The sequence below is a fragment of the Cupriavidus sp. IK-TO18 genome (assembly GCF_015549295.1).
Lineage (GTDB): Bacteria > Pseudomonadota > Gammaproteobacteria > Burkholderiales > Burkholderiaceae > Cupriavidus > Cupriavidus oxalaticus_A.
On sequence record NZ_JADGMP010000005.1, the window covers coordinates 290333 to 306741 of the forward strand.

15 protein-coding genes are annotated in these 16409 nt (G+C 67.8%); 4 read left to right on the top strand and 11 right to left on the bottom strand.

Annotated features, from left to right (window positions below):
- Window positions 1-20: 20 nt before the first annotated feature.
- Window positions 21-668, bottom strand: coding sequence for a molybdopterin adenylyltransferase (mog, locus tag IPF36_RS03770; protein WP_135705615.1), 648 nt, complete (start codon window positions 666-668; stop codon window positions 21-23).
- Window positions 665-1270 carry a ribosome biogenesis factor YjgA gene (yjgA, locus tag IPF36_RS03775; protein WP_304524018.1) on the bottom strand — a complete coding sequence of 202 codons (606 nt, stop codon included), beginning with the start codon at window positions 1268-1270 and terminating at the stop codon, window positions 665-667. Before yjgA ends, mog begins: the two co-directional genes overlap by 4 nt.
- Before the next feature lie 66 nt (window positions 1271-1336).
- Here yjgA and pmbA point away from each other — a divergent pair, with 66 nt between their 5' ends.
- Entirely contained in the window at window positions 1337-2704 is a 1368-nt protein-coding gene (gene pmbA / locus IPF36_RS03780; RefSeq protein ID WP_133093068.1) for a metalloprotease PmbA, read from the top strand.
- Window positions 2705-2751: 47 nt separating this feature from the next.
- On the opposite strand, the gene ilvA is transcribed toward pmbA, so the two are convergent.
- The 4 genes from ilvA to IPF36_RS03800 form a co-directional block, all read right to left on the bottom strand.
- Window positions 2752-4359 carry a threonine ammonia-lyase, biosynthetic gene (gene ilvA / locus IPF36_RS03785; protein ID WP_195427346.1) on the bottom strand — a complete coding sequence of 536 codons (1608 nt, stop codon included), beginning with the start codon at window positions 4357-4359 and terminating at the stop codon, window positions 2752-2754.
- 214 nt (window positions 4360-4573) lie between these two features.
- Entirely contained in the window at window positions 4574-5074 is a 501-nt protein-coding gene (locus IPF36_RS03790; RefSeq protein WP_133093066.1) for a dihydrofolate reductase, read from the bottom strand.
- Entirely contained in the window at window positions 5071-5865 is a 795-nt protein-coding gene (locus IPF36_RS03795) for a thymidylate synthase (protein ID WP_195427347.1), read from the bottom strand. The genes IPF36_RS03790 and IPF36_RS03795 overlap by 4 nt, the downstream gene beginning before the upstream one ends.
- A 131-nt stretch (window positions 5866-5996) precedes the next feature.
- Window positions 5997-6701, bottom strand: a complete 705-nt coding sequence (locus tag IPF36_RS03800; protein ID WP_133093064.1) for a TerC family protein — start codon at window positions 6699-6701, stop codon at window positions 5997-5999.
- A gap of 524 nt (window positions 6702-7225) precedes the next feature.
- On the opposite strand from IPF36_RS03800, the gene egtD reads away from it, so the two are divergent.
- Window positions 7226-8329 (top strand): L-histidine N(alpha)-methyltransferase, encoded by a 1104-nt coding sequence (gene egtD, locus IPF36_RS03805; protein ID WP_195427348.1) that lies wholly within the window; start codon window positions 7226-7228, stop codon window positions 8327-8329.
- A gap of 154 nt (window positions 8330-8483) precedes the next feature.
- Window positions 8484-9743: an SUMF1/EgtB/PvdO family nonheme iron enzyme gene (locus IPF36_RS03810; RefSeq protein ID WP_195427349.1), complete on the top strand. Its 1260-nt coding sequence runs from the start codon at window positions 8484-8486 to the stop codon at window positions 9741-9743.
- An 83-nt stretch (window positions 9744-9826) separates the two neighbouring features.
- On the opposite strand, the gene IPF36_RS03815 is transcribed toward IPF36_RS03810, so the two are convergent.
- From IPF36_RS03815 to IPF36_RS03835, 5 genes are all read right to left on the bottom strand, one after another.
- Window positions 9827-11725 carry a DEAD/DEAH box helicase gene (locus tag IPF36_RS03815; protein WP_195427350.1) on the bottom strand — a complete coding sequence of 633 codons (1899 nt, stop codon included), beginning with the start codon at window positions 11723-11725 and terminating at the stop codon, window positions 9827-9829.
- 859 nt (window positions 11726-12584) lie between these two features.
- Entirely contained in the window at window positions 12585-12827 is a 243-nt protein-coding gene (locus IPF36_RS03820) for a hypothetical protein (protein WP_133093060.1), read from the bottom strand.
- A gap of 115 nt (window positions 12828-12942) precedes the next feature.
- Window positions 12943-13215 (bottom strand): hypothetical protein, encoded by a 273-nt coding sequence (locus tag IPF36_RS03825; protein ID WP_133093059.1) that lies wholly within the window; start codon window positions 13213-13215, stop codon window positions 12943-12945.
- Between the two features lie 91 nt (window positions 13216-13306).
- Window positions 13307-13576: a hypothetical protein gene (locus tag IPF36_RS03830; protein ID WP_133093058.1), complete on the bottom strand. Its 270-nt coding sequence runs from the start codon at window positions 13574-13576 to the stop codon at window positions 13307-13309.
- A gap of 50 nt (window positions 13577-13626) precedes the next feature.
- On the bottom strand, window positions 13627-13896 hold the full coding sequence (locus IPF36_RS03835) for a hypothetical protein (protein WP_116320898.1): 270 nt from the start codon (window positions 13894-13896) through the stop codon (window positions 13627-13629).
- Between the two features lie 426 nt (window positions 13897-14322).
- Between IPF36_RS03835 and IPF36_RS03840 the strand changes: the two genes are divergently transcribed.
- Window positions 14323-16371, top strand: a complete 2049-nt coding sequence (locus IPF36_RS03840; protein ID WP_135705609.1) for a protein kinase — start codon at window positions 14323-14325, stop codon at window positions 16369-16371.
- Window positions 16372-16409: the final 38 nt, after the last annotated feature.

Consider the following 16409-nt stretch of genomic DNA (forward strand, 5'->3'; position numbering starts at 1 on the left):
CGGCGCGGTTGGGGTGTGACTTACGCAGCAGGCTTGGCGCGCACCGCGTTCTTCGGCCGCCAGGCCTTGACCACGGCCTCGTCGGTTTCCATGTAAGGCCCGCCGATCAGGTCGATGCAATACGGCACCGCGGCAAAGATGCCTTGCACCACCGGCTTGCCGTCGGCATCGCGCAGGCCTTCCAGCGTCTCGCGGATGGCGCGCGGCTGGCCGGGCAGGTTGATGATCAGCGCGGCGCGGCTGGCGGTCTCGCGGATCACCGCCACCTGGCGCGACAGGATCGCGGTCGGCACGAAGTGCAGGCTTACTTGCCGCATCTGCTCGCCGAAGCCCGGCATTTCCTTGGTCGCCACGGCCAGCGTGGCCTCCGGCGTGACATCGCGCCGCGCCGGGCCGGTGCCGCCGGTGGTCAGCACCAGGTCGCAGCCGGCCACATCCACCAGCTCGATCAGCGTGCGCGAGATCTGCGCCTGCTCATCCGGGATCAGCCGCTCCACCGCCTGCCACGGCGAGGTCATCGTGCGGCCGAACCACTCGCGCAGCGCCGGGATGCCTTCATCCTGGTAGGTACCGGCCGAGGCGCGGTCCGAGACCGAGACAAAGCCGACGACGAGTTCGTCGGGATGGTTGCGGGATACCGGCTGCGTCGACTGCGTGGTCTGGGTCATGCCTCGGGCTCCGGTGAAGGGGCTGCGTCGGTGGAGGCAGCGCCGTCCTTGGCGTCGAGCGCTGCCTTGATGGCCTGGAACAGTTCGCGGAAGTAGCGCGGCGGCTTGGCCTGCTCCTTCTCCTTGCGTGCGTTGCGGATGATGTTGCGCAGCGACTGCACGTCGGCGACCGGGTGCTCGCCGAGGAAGCGCGTCAGCGCCGCGTCGTCGGCCAGCAGCAGCTCGCGCCAGCGCTCGATCAGGTGCATGCGGGCGGTCTCGGCCTTGCTGGTGCCCTTGAAGCCTTCCAGCGCGGCGCGGATCGCATCGACCTCGTCGTCGTCCAGGCCGCGCATGACCTTGCCCACGAACTGCATCTGGCGGCGCTTGCCTTCATGGCTGGTGATGCGGCGGGCCTCGTGGATGGCGTCGGCCAGCGGCTCGGGCATGGGCACGCGCGCCAGCCGGTCCTTGGGCAGCGCTTCCAGCTCGGCGCCAAGGTCCTGCAGGGCGGTCATGTCGCGCTTGCGCTGCGACTTGCTTTTCGGTTCGTCGTCTTCAGGCTCCGGCGAAAACGCGCCGGGGAAGCGCGAGCCTTGGGAATTACGGGAATTTCGCGTCATGACCGGCATTTTATCTTGCTATGATTCCCGCTTGGACTTTTGATGACCCCCAGGCACGGATCCCCCATGGACCAGATCGCAGAACAGACCGCGCATTTCACCTACACCCAGGCCCAGCTCAGCGAGATGGCCGCCGATGTGCTGCGTGTGGCACGCGAGCTGGGCGCAACGGACGCCGCCACGGAGATCTCCGAAGGCAGCGGCCTGTCCGTATCGGTGCGCAAGGGGCAGGTGGAAACGATCGAGCAGAACCGCGACAAGGTGGTCGGCGTCACGGTCATGATCGGCAAGCGCCGCGGCAATGCCAGCACCTCGGACTTCTCGCCGGCCGCGCTGCGCGCCACTGCCGAGGCAGCCTACAACATCGCCCGCTTCACCGCGGAAGACGAGTGTGCGGGCCTGGCCGAGGAAGAGCTGCTGGAGCGCTCGCCGCAGGACCTGGACCTGTTCCATCCGTGGACCATCGATGCCGAGGCCGCCATCGACATCGCCACCCGCGCCGAGGCCGCCGCCTTCGCGGTGTCGCCGCGTATCCGCAACAGCGACGGCGCCAGCGTGTCGGCGCAGCATTCGCAGTTCGTGCTGGCGACCACGCGCGGTTTCTCGGGCGGCTATCCGTATTCGCGCCATTTCATCTCGTGCGCGCCGATCGCCGGCAGCGGCAGCGGCATGCAGCGCGATGACTGGTACTCGTCCAAGCGCGCGCCGCTGGCACTGGCCAACCCCGAGGACATCGGCCGCTACGCCGCCGAGCGCGCGCTGGCGCGGCTGCAGGCGCGCAAGCTGTCCACGCGCCGCTGCCCGGTGCTGTTCGAGGCGCCGCTGGCCGCCGGCCTGCTGGGCGCCTTCGTGCAGGCGGTGTCGGGCGGGGCGCTGTACCGCAAGTCCACCTTCCTGTGCGATACGCTGGGCAAGGCCGTGTTCGCGCCGCACGTGCAGATCCACGAGCAGCCGCACACCCCGGGCGCGATGGGCAGCGCCCCGTTCGACGAAGAAGGCGTGCGCACGCGCGAGCGCGACGTGGTGCGCGACGGCGTGGTGCAGGGCTACTTCCTGTCGACCTATTCTGCGCGCAAGCTCGGCATGAAGACCACCGGCAACGCCGGCGGCTCGCACAACCTGACGCTGCACAGCAACCTGACCGAGCCTGGCGACGACTTCCCGGCGATGCTGCGCAAGCTCGGCACCGGCCTGCTCGTGACCGAACTGATGGGGCAGGGCGTCAACTACGTCACCGGCGATTATTCGCGCGGCGCGTCGGGCTACTGGGTCGAGAACGGCGTGATCCAGTACCCGGTGGAAGAAATCACCATTGCCGGCAATATGGCCGAGATGTTCCAGCAGATCGTTGCGATCGGCGCCGATTCGCTGATCCGCGGCACCAAGGAAACCGGCTCGATCCTGATCGAGCAGATGACCATCGCCGGCAACTGATCGGCACTGACCGACTGGCGAGCCGCCTGCGGGCGGCTCGCTTGCGTTTACGCGAGGAACATGCGGTACGCCGGGTTGTCGCTGACTTCCTGCCACGGATAGCCCAGCGTGGCCAGCCGCTCGCGGAAAGCCTGCACCTGGCCGTCGGTCACCTCGTCGGTCACCTGAATGCCGGCCAGCACCGATCCCGTATCGCCGCCCTGGTTGCGGTAGTGGAACAGGCTGATGTTCCAGTCCGGCGCCAGCGCCGACAGGAAGGCCATCAATGCCCCCGGCTTCTCGGGGAATTCAAAGCGGAACAGGCGCTCGCCGCGCGCCAGCGGCGAGCGGCCGCCGATCATATGCCGCACGTGCTCCTTGGCCACCTCGTCGGCGGTCAGGTCGATCGCCGGGAAGCCGTCGGCGTGCAGCGTGTCGAGGATCTCCGTCGCCTCGCCGGCCGTGCGCAGTTGCATGCCGACAAAGACGTGCGCGGTCTGCGCATCGGCAATCCGGTAGGTGAACTCGCTGATCTGCCTGTGGCCCACGCGGGCGCACAGGCGCCGGAACGCGCCGCAGGTTTCGGGCAGCGTCACGCCGAACATGGCTTCGCGCGCATTGCCCAGTTCGGCGCGATCCGCGACGAAACGCATGCGCTCGAAGTTGATATTGGCCCCGGAGGTCACCGCCACCAGCGTCTGGTTGCGCAGGCCCTCGCGCATCGCATACTGCTTGGCCGCTGCCACCGCCAGCGCGCCGGCGGGTTCCAGCACGCTGCGGGTGTCCTCGAACACATCCTTGATCGCCGCGCACAGCGCGTCGGTGTCGACGGTGACGATCTCGTCCAGATAGCGCCGGCACAGCCTGAAGGTCTCTTCGCCGACCAGCTTGACCGCGGTGCCGTCCGAGAACAGTCCCACTTCCTCCAGCTCGACGCGCCGCCCTGCGCGCACCGATTGCGCCATCGCGCACGAGTCGTCCGTCTGCACGCCGATGACCCTGATCTCCGGCCGCACCGCCTTGACGTAGGTGGCCACGCCCGCGGCGAGGCTGCCGCCGCCGATCGGCACGAAGATCGCGTGGATCGGGCCGCGGTGCGCGTTGAGGATTTCCGCCGCGACGGTTCCCTGGCCGGCGATGACATCGGGGTCATCGAATGCCGGGATGAAAGTCAGTCCGTGCTCGGCCTGCAGCTGCATCGCATGACGGTAGGCGTCGGTATAGGAGTCGCCGGCCTGCACCACCTCGACGGTGGGCCCGCCGTGCGCGCGCGCTGCGTCGACCTTGACCTGCGGCGCCGTGGTCGGCACTACGATCAGCGCGCGCACGCCGAGCCGCGCCGCGGACAGCGCCACGCCTTGCGCATGGTTGCCGGCCGAGGCGGTGATGACGCCGCGCCGCAGCGCTTCCGGGCTGAGGTGCGCCATCTTGTTGTAGGCGCCGCGCAGCTTGAACGAGAACACCGGCTGGGTGTCTTCGCGCTTGAGGTAGACCTGGTTGTGCAGCCGCGCGGACAGGTGCCTGGCAAAGTCCAGCTCCGTCTCGCGCGCCACATCGTAGACGCGCGCGGTCAGGATGCGCTTCAGGTAGGCGTGATGGTCGGATGCGGCGGAGGTGGCGACTTCGGTGGCGACTTCGGTGGCGACTTCGGTGGTCGCTTCGGCAGTGGCTTGCATGGAGTGGCTCCGGGATTCGTTGTCGATTGCCCTGGAGCCGGAAAACAAAACACCCGCCTGCAGGGCGGGTGTTTGCGGAAATCTGGTTCTGGACGCGCGCTAACCCACCATTCGGAGAATGGTGCGAATAATTCGCGCGATGGGGAGGTGACGGCGGTCCATGGGGCAGACTTTGGGCGATGCGGCGGGATTTGTCAATGCCGCCGGCATCGGCTCAGGACTCTTCCGAAGGCGGCCGATCGTAGGTGACGAACGCATAGTCGAAGCCGTTGGCCTCGGAATGATGCGTCTCGCGCGCGGTTTCCAGCCATTGCGTGCGGTCGATCGGCGGGAAGAAGGCGTCGCCTTCCACGTCGGCATCGATTTCGGTCACGACCAGCCGGTCGGCGCTCGGCATCGCCTCGGCATACAGCTGCGCGCCGCCGATCAGGAAGATCTGGTCGACGCCCACGCACAGGCGCTGCGCGTCTTCCAGCGACGTTGCCACCTCGGCGCCTTCGATGCGCAGGTCCGGGTTGCGGCTGACCACGATATTGCGCCGGCCCGGCAGCGGGCGGCCGATCGAGTCCCAGGTCTTGCGGCCCATGATCACGGGCGCGCCCATGGTGGTGCGCTTGAAATGCGCCAGGTCTTCGGGCAGGCGCCACGGCAGCGTGTTGTCGCGGCCGATGGTGCCGTTGCGGGCCTTGGCGACTACCAGCGTCAGGATCGTCATACGGCCACCGGTGCCTTGATGGCGGCATGCGACTGGTAGCCGTCCAGTTCGAAGTCTTCGTAGCGGTAGTCGAAGATGCTGTCGGGCTTGCGCACGATCTTCAGTCGCGGCAGCGGCAGTGGCTCACGCGCCAGCTGGGTCTGCACCTGCTCGAAGTGGTTGTTGTAGATGTGGCAGTCGCCGCCGGTCCAGATAAAGTCGCCCACTTCCAGCCCGGCCTGCTGCGCGATCATGTGCGTCAGCAGCGCATAGCTTGCGATATTGAAGGGCACGCCCAGGAAAATATCGGCGCTGCGCTGGTACAGCTGGCACGACAGCTTGCCGTCGGCCACGTAGAACTGGAAGAACGCGTGGCAGGGCGGCAGCTTCATGCGCGGGATATCGGCCACGTTCCAGGCCGACACGATCAGCCGGCGCGAGTCCGGGTTGGCGCGGATCTGCGCCATCAGGTCGGTGATCTGGTCGATATGGCGGCCATCCGGCGCCGGCCACGAGCGCCACTGCGAGCCGTACACCGGGCCCAGTTCGCCGTTCTCGTCGGCCCATTCGTCCCAGATGCTGACGCCGTTTTCCTGCAGCCAGCGCACGTTGGTCGAGCCCTGCAGGAACCACAGCAGTTCCAGGATGATGGACTTCAGGTGCAGCTTCTTGGTGGTCACCACCGGGAAGCCTTCGAGCAGGTCGAAGCGCATCTGGTAGCCGAACACCGAGCGCGTGCCGGTGCCGGTGCGGTCGGCCTTGTCGGTGCCATGCTCGTACACATGGCGCATGAAGTCGAGATACTGTTTCATCGGCGCGGGGCAGGGGATGTGACGCGGGCGCTGGACCCGCAAAGCAGGCATTTTAAAGCAAGAAGGGCCACCCTTCCGGGCGGCCCTTCCGTCAGCGGGCCGGGGCGGCTGCCCCGGCACGGCGGCAAGCCTTAGTGGCTGCCAGCCGGTTCCTGCTGGTCGCGGCGCTTCTGCACCAGGTAGCCGGCACCCAGCACGCCGCCGATGATCAGCACGTACAGGCCCCAGTTGACCACCGGGTTGGCCTCGAAGAAGGCCTTGACCAGCGGCTCGTGCACGATCATCTTGACCGCCGTGAACGCCAGCACGCCCGCGCCCACGTAGATGATGGCCGGGAAGCGCGACATCAGCTTGAGCACCAGGCTCGAGCCCCACACCACGATGGGGATGCTGATCAGCAGGCCCAGCACCACCAGCAGGAAGCTGCCGTGCGCGGCGCCGGCCACGGCCAGCACGTTGTCCACGCCCATCACCGCATCGGCGATGATGATGGTCTTCATCGCGCCCCACAGGGTCGCGGCGCCCGAGCCGTGCCCTTCTTCACCGCCTTCGTCGGAGAGCAGCTTGTAGGCGATCCACACCAGCGCCAGGCCACCGACCAGCAGCAGCCCGGGGATCTTCAGCAGCCAGACCACGCCGATCGTCATGGCCGAACGCACCACCACGGCACCGATGGTGCCCCAGATGATGGCCTTCTTTTGCAGGTGCGGGGGCAGGTTGCGTGCCGCCAGTGCGATCACGATGGCATTGTCGCCGGCCAGCACCAGGTCAATGACGACAATCGACAGCAGCGCCGTCAGGAACTGCATCGTGAACAGATCGGTAAACCACTCCATGAACTCTCCTCAGGGTACAAAACAGCGCAAACGCGCACGCTTAACGTTGGTTCGCCTGGATTCGCGGAGCACGGGGCATGGGGGCGCCTTTGCAAACCATGAAGTCCAGGTTGCAAAGGTCTTGCTCGACCACAAGCGCGGTATGCGCACCGGTGGTCAGCACAACCGGAGACGAAGTCCCGGAATGACGATTGTGCTAAGGGCATCAGCCCCGGAGCTACTCCCCTTTGAGGGTCGCGGGCCACGGAGGCCGCGCTGGGCGGCATTATAAACGAACTGTTGCCGGTGTGGCGCATTAGGGGAGATACCGACTCAAGTTGCGGTGGGTGCTGCATCGTGCCCCTCCCGGCATGCAACGGTGCGCAATCCGCCGGATGCACCTATCCTTGAAGCTCGGTTCCGCCCGATGCGCGCCGGACAGCACAGGAGCGGGTTGCGGAGACCGGCGCGCACGACATGCACAGCGCGACCTTGGGGAATACGCAGTGAAGCAGTGACCATTCGCGACCACACAAGGAAACGTCATGCCGGCTGTCCCGAACCCGCCGAACGCCCCTTCCCAGCACACCCAGCAGACCACTCCCCGCAACCACCACAACGGCCATGCCGTCTCGCCGGCGCCCGGCGCCCAGCCCGCGCTGGTCGCCCTGGCCGACGGCCACGCCCACCGCCCGCCGCCACAGCCCGAGTTCGTGCAGCAGTATTGCGAGGACAGCGGCGCCCTGCGCCGGCAAGTGCTGGCCGGGCTGTGCGCCGAGCCGGCCGCGATCAGTCCCAAGTTCTTCTACGACGTGCTGGGCTCGCGCCTGTTCGAGGCGATCACCGACCTGCCCGAGTACTATCCGACACGCACCGAGGCAGCGATCTTTGCCAGCGCCGCCCCCGCCATCGCGGCACGCGCCGGCAGCGGCTGCGTGCTGGTGGACCTGGGCGCCGGCAATTGCGAGAAGGCCGCGCGCCTGTTCGGCAGCCTGCGGCCGGCACAGTACGTGGCCCTCGATATCTCGGTCGATTTCCTGCGCACGACGCTGTCGGCGCTGCAGCAGCAACATCCCGCCATCCCGATGCTGGGGCTGGGCGCCGACCTGTGCTCGCCGTTCGACCTGCCGCGCAATGTCAGGCGCGGCAGGCGGCTGTTTTTCTACCCGGGCTCGAGCATCGGCAATTTCTCCCCGATGGAAGCGCTGGCGCTATTGCAGCGGCTGCGCGGCGCGGCAGGGCGCGGCGATGGCGTGCTCATCGGCGTCGACCTGCACAAGGATGAGGCGGCGCTGGTGTCCGCCTACGACGATGCGCTGGGCGTCACCGCTGCCTTCAACCGCAATATGCTGCGCAACGTGAACCGGATCGTCGGCACCGACTTCGTGCTGGCAGACTGGCGCCACGTGGCCAGCTTCGACCGCGAGGCGTCGCGCATCCAGATGCACCTGGCGGCATGCCGCGACGTGCGCGTGCAGTGGGAGGGCGGCGCGCGCGAGTTCGGCGCGGGCGAGCGCATCCACACCGAGGATTCGTACAAGTACAAGCCTGACGATTTCGCGCTGCTGCTCGAAGCGGCCGGGTTTGAGGACCCGGTCTGCTGGACCGATCCGCGCGGCTGGTTCGCGGTGTTCCACGCGCGCGGCTGAGCCTGCCGGCCCTGCCCCGGGTTGCCGCCGGGCTGCTCCGGGCAGGGCCGGCAGGTGGTGTCATAATGGCCGCACCGGCGTGCGCTGCAGGCTGCACGCCGGTGCGGCCATTGCCTCCCCACTCCATCTAACTGCGAACTGCGCGGACTTGTCGATGAGCGGCTTTCCCATGCTTCCCGATCTCTATTTCACCGGCGGCAAGGCGGCCTGGTCCGACCCGCGCCGGCTGCCGCGCGAAGGCCTGGCGCAGGCGCTGGTCGAGACGCGCAACCGCACGCTGGCATGGCTGGCACCGTTCGGCCAGACCCGCCGCGCCTGGGACGTGCCGCGCCAGTATGACGCCGACCCGCCGCTATGGACACTGGGCCATGTTGCCTGGCATGCGGAGTGGTGGTGCCTGCGCGGCGTGCGCCAGGTAGACCGCGGCGGCGTGCCGGTGCCGGTGGCGTCCGAGCCCTCGCTGCTCGACGGCGCCGACGAATGGTTCGATCCCGACCGTATCGGCCCGGACGAGCGCTGGGAAGTCACGCTGCCCGACGTGGCCGTGGTCAAGCGCTATGCCGCCGATGTGCTCGACGGCTTGCTGCGCCGGGTGGCATTGCTGCCCGGCGACAGCGACCTGACCCTGTACCCGTACCGCCGCGCGCTGTTCCATGAAGATGGGCAGGGCGAGGGGCTGGCCGCGCTGCTGCAGGCGCTGGGCATGGCGCCCGCGGAATCGGCGCCCGCCACGGGCCTTGCCCGGCCAGCCGGGCAGGGCGGCACGCTGCAGTTCCCGGGCGGGCGCTTCACGCTGGGCTGGAGCGAGGCGGACGGCTTTGCGTGGCCCGACGAACTGCCGCCGCAACCGACCTATGTGCCGGCCTTCGAGATGGATGTCGCGCCGGTCAGCAACGCGCAGTTCCTGGAATTCATCGAAGACGGCGGCTACGAGCGGCCCGCGTGGTGGTCGGCGTCGGGCCGCCAGTGGCTGATGACGCAGGAGCGCTCGTCCCCGCGCTACTGGTCACGCCATCCGGACTCGCGCCAATGGATGGTGGAGCGCTTCGGCACGCTGCGCACGCTCAATCCCGACGAAGCGGTGCGCCACGTGACGCTGTTCGAAGCACAGGCGTGGTGTGTGTGGGCCGGCCGGCGCCTGCCGGCGGAATCGGAATGGGAGCTGGCAGCCACGCAGAACCGCGGGCTGCAATGGGGCGCGTTGCGCGAGTGGACGGCGACGCCGTACGAGCCTTACGCGGGCTTCAACGCGGCGCCGTCGGACGGCGAGTTTGTCGGCCGCTTCAGCACGCACCAGGCGGTGCGCGGCGTATCGTTCGCCAGCCCGTCGCGGCTGCGCCATGCGCGGGCGCGCTGGGCGCTGCTGCCGGAGGATGACCTGGCGTTCGTCGGCTTCCGGACCTGCGCGCTGTAGCGTCTTTCGCGCGCATGCAAAAAGGGCACCCTCGGGTGCCCTTTTTGCTGCCGGTGGCAAGGTGCGCTCAGCGCACCGGCCCATCAACGCTCGTAGCGCGAGCGGCTGTTGCGGTTGCCGCCATTGCCACCGTTGCCACCATAACCGCCGCCAAAGCCGCGGTTGCCGTCACGGTTGCCGAAGCTGCGGCCTTCGCCGTTGCCGCGGTAGCCGCCGCCGTTGCGGTTGTCGTCGCCGAAGCTGCGGGCGCCATCGCGGTTGCCGAAGCCGCCGCGGTTGTCATCGCCGAAGCTGCGGCCGCCTTCGCGGTTGCCGAAGCCACGGGCGCCGTCGTTGCCGCCGCGGTAGCCACCATTGCCGCCCTGGCCACGGTAGCCGCCTTCACGGTTGCCGAAGCCGCCGCGGTTGTCGTCGCCGAACGGGCGCGCGCCTTCCGTGCGGTTGCCGAAGCCGCGGCTTTCGCCGCCGAACTTGCGGTCGCCAAAGCTGCGCTCGCCGCCGTTGCCGCCGAACTTGCGGTCACCGAAGCTGCGTTCGCCGCCACGGTAGCCGCCGCCATTGCCACGGAAATCACCACGGCCGCCCGGCTTGCCGCCGAAGTTCGAGCGCGGCTTGGGCTGGCGGCGCGGCTCCAGGCCTTCGATCACCGAAGCGTCGACGCGCTGGTTGGTAAAGCGCTCGATGCGGCGCCACTGGAACACGTCGCCGTGGTTGACCAGGTTGATGGCGATGCCCGAGCGGCCCGCGCGGCCGGTGCGGCCGATGCGGTGCACGTAGTCCTCGGCCTGCTTGGGCAGGTCGAAGTTCACCACGTGGGTGATGTCGGGCACGTCGATGCCGCGTGCGGCCACGTCGGTGGCCACCAGGATGCGCAGGTTGCCGCGGCGCAGGGCCGTCAGCGTGCGGTTGCGCGCGCCCTGGGTCATGTCGCCGTGCAGCGCGCCGGCGGCAAAGCCGGTGTCGGACAGGCGCTCGGCCAGCGAGTCGGCATCGCGCTTGGTCGCGGTGAAGACGATGGCCTGCTTCAGGCCGACATCGCGCAGCAGGTGGTCAAGCAGGCGCTCCTTGTGCGACATGTCGTCGGTGTAGTGCAGGCGCTGCTCGATATGGCTCTGGTCGGCGCGGGCCGCGGCGATCTCGATGCGTTGCGGATCCTTCAGCTGGCGCGAGGCGAGCTGGGCGATGCGCGCATCCAGCGTGGCCGAGAACATCAGCGTCTGGCGAGAAGCCGGCGTGGCGTTGACGATGGCGTCGATGTCGTCGGCAAAGCCCATGTCGAGCATGCGGTCGGCCTCGTCGAACACCAGCATCTGCAGTGCCGACAGGTCGATGCGGCCGGCGTCGATATGGTCGAGCAGGCGGCCCGGCGTCGCCACCAGGATGTCAGGCATCTTGGACAGCGCGGCCAGCTGCTTGGGGTAGGGCATGCCGCCCAGGATGCTGGCGCAGACGATGCGGCGCAGGTTGCGGCCGTACTTGGCGGCGGCTTCGGTCACCTGCAGCGCCAGTTCGCGCGTCGGGGTCAGCACCAGCAGCGCGGGCTGGGCCGGCGACGGACGGGGGCGCTTGCCCTTCATGCGCTTGGCGGGTTCAGTCGAGCGCTGCGGCGCCGGCATTTCACTGATGCGCTGGATCGCCGGCAGCATGAATGCGGCGGTCTTGCCCGAGCCGGTCTGGCTCGACACCAGCAGGTCGCGGCCGGCCAGGAAGGCGGGAATGGCCTGGGCCTGCACCGGAGTCGGCGTGTTGTAGTTCAGTTCGGAAAGCGCGCGCAGGATGGCCGCGTCGAGGCCAAGCTTGGCAAAGCCGCTTTCGGTCGCAGCGGTTTCAGTGGCGGCCTGGGCTTCGGCTGCCTGGCTGCCGTTGAGCATGGCGTCGAGCTTGTCGAGCGGGCTCTCGATAATCTGGGCAGCGTCGGAAGTGATCGAAGCGTCGGTCGCGGAGGCAATAGCTTGCTCCGCACGAATGTCGTGCTGGGTCATGTCGTAATGATCAAATAAATGCATGGCACCCCGAACGCAGAATGGGGTGGGCGCAGTGCAAAGTCTTAAAAAGGCTTCGGCGCCAATCGGTGAGGCCGTTACGACAGACACAGCTGGCAGTACGGCGGCAGGCAGGGCGTTGGCTGGTTCCGCTGGGCGGTCCGGCCATGTCCCTGGCAGGCAAACAGCTCAGGTTTCAGGCTGTTCAACAGGATCGGAGACGAGGCGACGTCAGGTGAGCGGTGCGTTCTGCTGGGCGGCTGGCGCAAACAACAACTAGGCGTCCGGCAGCGAGGAAACAGAGCTTGGGAGGGCAGCGGATTCGCCGCGGCATTGAGGTGAAGCCGGTGCCGGGCGGTTGGCGGATCTCACAGTTGCGAAACTCACGGCGCGGATTATAGCAGAGTGAGAAAATTTTGTTGCACTGCGAAAACGTAACCAGATATGTCAGCCTGGCGTCACCTGCATGCGCCGCTGGCGACACCCTGGCGCGCCGCAGGCGCCGGCCGGGTTGAAAGGCCGCGGCCCCTGCCTATACTGGAGGCGCGAGCACACAGGATGCCCGCACGGGGCGGACGAAAAACGTTCCCGCTTTGACCTCCTCCAGCGGCATTGCGCCACTGCTAGCGGCAAGCATTGCGGTCATTGCCCCAAGCGCCAGTCTTCCTGCGACTCTCCGGGTGGTCCGGATGGGCGTCCGCTTCATGGGCGGAATCATGGGAAGCCTGCCTGGCAAAGAATGACCGAACTGTTGACCGCGTGACCGAGAAGGTCCGGGCCCGTCCGCAACCAAGCCCGCCAGTGACTGGCGGGCTTTTCATTTGATCGACCGCTTCTCTCTACCCGTTGCCGCCCGCGCTTAGCCGCCCGTCCCCTTGTCTGCAGGTTTTCGGGGCAACCGGCCCAGCGGGACTTCCCGCGGCATCACGTGGCGATTGCCGGGCAGGCCGCCCGGGTAATCGACGATGCGCGCCGGTCCGCTGCGCCGCAGCCCATGCCATCCCTGGCCGCCGGCGGTGCGCCCGCCGCCCAGGATGGCGGTCATGGCCTGCCGGTCGAGATCCACGCTGTCGGACAAATCCTTGATGACGATTACTGCCATGGCTGTCTCCGGTAATGCGGCGCCACGGCCATGCGGCCGCGGGACCGCTTCAGTATAGGCGGCGGCCCGCGGTGCACTCGCGGGCCGGCCGCCGCTCCCCGTATTACCCAGGCGCTCAGACCGCGGCGAAGTTGCCGGCCCATTGCGACGGGTTGACATCGACGCTCACAGGGCCTGCGCCGTGGCCGACGAAGCTGTTGTTGAGCGTGTTGACATTGATGCTCTGCAGCTGGGCGATGTTCTGGTTGACGTTGACGGTCACGTTGGCCAGCGGGCCGACGTTGCCGACACCGCGGGTGAGCCAGGAATTGCCGCCGCGCACGGCGCGCAGCGAGGCACGGTCGAGGTCTTTGCTGACGGCGAGGTCGCGAACGATGATGGATGACATGATGGCGCTCCTTCAGGTGATTCGATGAGGGTTCCGGAGCGGCTGGCGCGGGGCTTGCATATGGCCACCGCGCGCCGCGGCCGTGGCTGGATCAGCCGTAGATGTTGTTGGTGGCGTTCTGGTTGGTGTGCACGTTCGACTTGACGTGATCCAGGAAGGCCGAGCCGTTGCCGTTCAGGTTGGTAACGGTCTGCATCTGTGCGATCGACTGCTTGGCGTCGATGCTGCCGTCGAACGCCAGCTTGATCGGCGCGTAGACGGCGGCGAAGGGCAGGTAGGCGAGGCCGCCGCGCACGGCGTGCATGCGCTTGCTGTCGAGGGTTTCGGCGGCGGACAGGTCTTTGATGGTCAGCGTGGTCATGATGGTCTCCGGGTCTCGGTATGTGTGAGTGGGCAGCTATGGCGCGGGGCTCAGCCGTAGATGTTGTTGGTGGCGTTCTGGTTGGTGTGCACGTTCGACTTGACGTGGTCCAGGAACGCGGAGCCGTTGCCGTTCAGGTTGGTGACAGACTGCATTTGCGCGATTTCCTGCGTGGCGGTGATGCTCTTGTCGATCGACAGCTTCAGCGGCATGTACACCGCGGCGAACGGCATGTAGGTCATGCCGCCGCGCACGGCTTGCATGCCCTTGCGGTCCAGGGTTTCGGCGGAGGACAGGTCCTTGATGGTCAGCGTGGTCATGATGGTCTCCAGTGGCGGAAGGTATTGCGTTTGGGTTTGGATTCGAGCATCGGGTTGGTGTCGCGCTCGGTTGGGATATCGCAGGGAGCGTGCCAGCGCCGCAGCCGGCTGCGCGCGCCGCGCGCAAATGCCTGAAAACAAGGGGTTTTTGACGGGCATGTCGGCTTTCCGGCACCGGTCGTGTGCGCCATTGCGGGCCACTGGATGGCGGTGCCCGGCCAACATGTGTGGCGCCGGTGTTGGCCCCGCAGTGACAGTCGGCGCCGATCGCGGCCGACGAATGCCGGCGCCGCACGCGCACGGCGTTGCGTGCCGGCAGCGCAGCGCAAGCGCACGGATTGCGCATGCCATGGGTGCGCACTAGTATCCATCGAAGACAGGGCAATTTCGCACTGCACACAGCGCGGGCAACCCTGCCCGAAAACCATGTCAGGGCGAGCCGTGGCCAGTCTTAAAGACCTGATCCGAAAGTTCCAGAGCGGCGGACTGTCCGACGACGAATTCGTTGCGTCGTTCGAGACTGCGCTGGCCCAGGACCCCACTTCGCCCAGCCAGGCGGCGCGCGTGGTCATCGAGGAAAACACCCGATTCCCGTTCCCGCCCGCGGTCTATGCCGAAGTGATGCGGCGCATCGAGCGCCGCAGTGCGACCCAGTACGAGGGCGTTACCGAAGCCACGCGCATGGCCACCGGGCCGCAGACAGGTTCGCTCTACGCGACCTCACCCGAGGCCGGCACCTTGCCGCCGGCGGCACATGCCAAGGGCGTGGGCGATACGCTGAACGGCCGCTTCGTGCTGGAAGAGTGCCTGGGCGTGGGCGGCATGGGCACGGTGTACAAGGCGCTCGACCTGCGCAAGCTGGAGGCGTCCGACCGCAAGCCCTATATCGCCATCAAGGTGCTGAACCTGCAGTTCAGCGGCCATCCCAAGTCGCTGATCGCGCTGCAGCGCGAGGCGCGCAAGGCGCAGACGCTGGCGCACCGGAATATCGTTACCGTTTACGACTTCGACCGCGACGGGCCGGTGGTCTTCCTGACCATGGAATACCTGTCGGGCAATTCGCTCAACCACGTGCTGAAGGCGCCCGGCTTCAGCGGCATGCCGATGGCGCGCGCCATGCCCATCATCAACGGCATGGGCAATGCACTGGCCTATGCGCACGAGCGCGGCTTCGTGCACTGCGACTTCAAGCCTGCCAACGTGTTTCTGACCGACAGCGGCGAGGTCAAGGTGATCGACTTCGGCATCGCGCGCGGCTTCCTGCCGCCGGCTGACGAGTCCGACCGCACCGTGTTCGATCCCGGCTCGCTGGGCGGCATGACGCCGGCGTATGCGAGCCCGGAGATGTTCGAGCACCGCGAGCCAGACCCGCGCGACGATATCTACGCGCTGGCCTGCGTGACCTACGAACTGATCACAGGCAAGCACCCGTACCAGCGCATGTCGGCCAACCAGGCGCGCGAGGCGGGCGTCAAGCCGCCGCAGCCCCCGCAGCTCAGCCGCACGCAGTGGAAAACGATGCGCGAGGCACTGTCGCTGAATCGCGCCACGCGCACGCCAACCGTCGCGCGTTTCCTGCATGGCATGAGCGCGGTGCCGATGACCACGCCGTCGCAGCGTTCGCCGATGATGATCGGCGGTGTCGCCGCCGTGCTCGCCGGGGTGTCGGCGATCGGCTACTACGCCTGGCATGCGCAGCGGCAGCCCGCCACGGCGCCGGCCGAGACGCGTGCGGAGGCGCCCCCCACGCAGCCTGTCACACCTCCCGCGCCGCCAGAAGCGCCAGCGCCGGCGCGCCCAGCGGTGTTTTCCATGGCCGAGGTTACCAAGGCGCTCGCCGCCGTGCCGTGTTCGCTGCTCAACGCCAGCGAAAAGGCCCATACGCTGCGCGTGCGCGGCTTCCTGGCCGAAAGCGTGGGGCCGGCGCGCCTGCGCGAGCAGTTGGCGAAGTTGCCCGGCGTGAAGGGCGTGACCGTCGAGACGCAGCCGCTTGCGGATGATAAGTGCGAGGTGGCGAAACTGGTCGCGCCGTACTGGTCAGGCAATCGCGAAGGCGGCACCGCCTCGTCGTTGCGGTTGCGTGGCAAGAGCTCGCAGCTGACCGATGGCTCGCCGCTGGTGCTGGAGCTGCGTACGCCGGCGCAGGAGTCCTATGTCTACGTCGATTACTTCGCGGCCGACGGCAAGGTCGCGCACATGGTGCCCAGCTCGCGGGTGTCCGCCCACCAGGCTCCGGCAGGGCACCAGGCGACGATCGGCGAAGGTGGCGCCTGGGTTGTGTCGGCCCCCTTCGGCACCGAGCTGGTGGTGCTGCTGACGACGCCGGTGCCGCTGTTCGAAGGGCGCCGCACGGAGGTGGAAGGGCAGCAGGATTACCTGCGCGCGCTGGAAAAGCCGCTGGCGCAGATGGCGCGCACTTATGGCAACGACCGCATCAGCGCGGACGTAGTGCAGATCTCGACGCGTGCGCGCTGACGGGCGCACGCGTTGGCTTGCGCTTCACCGACGGGCTT

Coding starts and splice junctions, on each gene's coding strand:
- IPF36_RS03795 (WP_195427347.1), bottom strand. CDS start 5,865: ATGAAACAGTATCTCGACTTCATGCGCCATGTGTACGAGCATGGCACC.
- yjgA (WP_304524018.1), bottom strand. CDS start 1,270: ATGACGCGAAATTCCCGTAATTCCCAAGGCTCGCGCTTCCCCGGCGCG.
- IPF36_RS03835 (WP_116320898.1), bottom strand. CDS start 13,896: ATGACCACGCTGACCATCAAGGACCTGTCCTCCGCCGAAACCCTGGAC.
- IPF36_RS03840 (WP_135705609.1), top strand. CDS start 14,323: ATGTCAGGGCGAGCCGTGGCCAGTCTTAAAGACCTGATCCGAAAGTTC.
- IPF36_RS03825 (WP_133093059.1), bottom strand. CDS start 13,215: ATGTCATCCATCATCGTTCGCGACCTCGCCGTCAGCAAAGACCTCGAC.
- IPF36_RS03820 (WP_133093060.1), bottom strand. CDS start 12,827: ATGGCAGTAATCGTCATCAAGGATTTGTCCGACAGCGTGGATCTCGAC.
- IPF36_RS03790 (WP_133093066.1), bottom strand. CDS start 5,074: ATGACGATCCTGACGCTGGTAGTCGCCAAGGCCCGCAACGGCACCATC.
- egtD (WP_195427348.1), top strand. CDS start 7,226: ATGCCGGCTGTCCCGAACCCGCCGAACGCCCCTTCCCAGCACACCCAG.
- IPF36_RS03800 (WP_133093064.1), bottom strand. CDS start 6,701: ATGGAGTGGTTTACCGATCTGTTCACGATGCAGTTCCTGACGGCGCTG.
- ilvA (WP_195427346.1), bottom strand. CDS start 4,359: ATGCAAGCCACTGCCGAAGCGACCACCGAAGTCGCCACCGAAGTCGCC.
- pmbA (WP_133093068.1), top strand. CDS start 1,337: ATGGACCAGATCGCAGAACAGACCGCGCATTTCACCTACACCCAGGCC.
- IPF36_RS03830 (WP_133093058.1), bottom strand. CDS start 13,576: ATGACCACGCTGACCATCAAAGACCTGTCCGCCGCCGAAACCCTCGAC.
- mog (WP_135705615.1), bottom strand. CDS start 668: ATGACCCAGACCACGCAGTCGACGCAGCCGGTATCCCGCAACCATCCC.
- IPF36_RS03810 (WP_195427349.1), top strand. CDS start 8,484: ATGAGCGGCTTTCCCATGCTTCCCGATCTCTATTTCACCGGCGGCAAG.
- IPF36_RS03815 (WP_195427350.1), bottom strand. CDS start 11,725: ATGACCCAGCACGACATTCGTGCGGAGCAAGCTATTGCCTCCGCGACC.